1 protein-coding gene is annotated in these 1662 nt (G+C 61.2%); it reads right to left on the bottom strand.

Annotated elements, in window-relative coordinates:
- Positions 1-117: 117 nt before the first annotated feature.
- Positions 118-1518 (bottom strand): ISNCY family transposase, encoded by a 1401-nt coding sequence (locus U5798_RS36800; protein ID WP_322084868.1) that lies wholly within the window; start codon positions 1516-1518, stop codon positions 118-120.
- Between the last annotated feature and the right edge of the window lie 144 nt (positions 1519-1662).

Below are 1662 nucleotides of genomic sequence, written 5' to 3'. Positions count from 1 at the left end.
TGTCATGCCCGGATTCAGATGTCGTAGCGCCAGCTAAATACAGATGTCGCATGTTTCATCGGCCTTTCCGTCCTTCAACGTTGAAGCGCCGAGCTCGAAGCAGCAGGGCGCTTACGCTCACCCGCGAGCCTTCGCAGGCCGCCGGTTCGATTCCGTTTGATGCGTTTGTGAAGCGACCTGCAGGATGGCTGCTTCGATATCAGCTTCGGTGAACGCACGCTGCTTCTTGGCACCCGGCAACGATGCCTTGGCGCGTACCGGTAGCCCTCGATTGGCGCGCGAAGGTGAGCCCGAGATCCGCCGGTTGTCGCGCTGCGCCTGGATCGCTTCAGCCACCTGCAGCGCATGACTCAGGCGCTTGTGTTCGATGATCGCGCCTTGATCGACCTCTGCCAGCTTGTCGTAAAGGCGGCATCGCAATAGCTCTCCATCGGCTCGTATTTCGATCCGGCCATCCGGGTACTCCCACACGTCGATGTAGCGATGAATCAGTTTCCGATTCTCGAGCGTATCGTCCAGCAAATACAGCACCCGGTCGTACAGCACCGTCAGCGACTTCGAGACCCGACGCGTCTCACGCCAAGTCATCACCCGGTCCAGATTCTCGTCGTCTCGCAGCGGTCGGTGCGCATTGAAGTCGCTGCGCGGCGGCTTCGCGAAGCGACGGTTGAAATCAGCGATGAAGGAGGGCGCATACGCGTTGGCGTCGGCTACCGTGCTGATGCCGCGCAAGCGCATTTCCTTGACCAACCGGTCCTGCAGCGTCAGGTTGGCCCGTTCCACACGTCCCTTCGCCGAACTGCTGTTCGCGCAGAACGTGTCGATATTCAGCTCATACATGGCCCGGCCAAACTGCGTCACGCTGCTGCCGGTCTTGCCTGCGGTCGGGCTGCGGAACACGCTGTACTTGTCGCTGTAGAACGCCACCGGCTTGCCGTAACGTTCCAGATATGCCCGCGTCGCCTCGAAGTAGCTGAACGTCGATTCGGTCGTCGTAAAGTGCAGTTGCATCAACCGGCTCGTCGCGTCGTCGACGTACACCAGCAGCGTGCAGGCCGGCGCTCGCTCCTCGAACCATCGATGATCGCTGCCGTCGATCTGGATCAGCTCGCCGAGGCAGGCCCGGCGCGCTCGCGGCTGATAGACCTTGGGCGGTCGTTGCCGGCGCGGAATCCACAGCCCAGCCTCCGTCATCAGCTTCCGGACTGTTTCCTTCGACAACTGCAGCCCGTGGCATTCCCACAGCTTCTCGCAGGCCAGCGTCGGCCCAAAGTCGGCGTAGCGCTCACGAATCAGGCTCAAGGCGCGATGAGCGCGATCCTCAGGCAACTGATGATTGCTCGCGTGGCCACGACGCTGCGAAACCAGCCCGACCGGCCCGGCAGCACGATACCGGGCGACCAGCCGTTCAATCTGCCGTCGACTGATCCCGAGCCGCTCCGCGGCTCGCCAAGGCATCAGACGCTGCTCGATCACGGCTTCGACGACCTTCAGACGATCCAGCTCCCGCATGCTCATGGTGATCAGTCCAGGTTGGCCCACGATGCGCTCCGGCAGTTCAAACCGCCGCCAGCATGCGCCGAAACCCTCGAACTACGACATTTCAACTTTGCCCAGATGCGACATTACAACTTTGCTCTTACAGTTGTTATGTCGATAATT

This window comes from Burkholderia sp. BCC1972, from assembly GCF_905339605.1.
In the GTDB taxonomy this organism is placed as follows: Bacteria; Pseudomonadota; Gammaproteobacteria; order Burkholderiales; family Burkholderiaceae; genus Burkholderia.
This window is presented reverse-complemented; position numbering and strand designations above follow the sequence as displayed.

Bases quoted from the DNA above. Each gene is read 5' to 3' on its own strand.
- U5798_RS36800 (WP_322084868.1), bottom strand. From the start codon at position 1,518: ATGAGCATGCGGGAGCTGGATCGTCTGAAGGTCGTCGAAGCCGTGATC.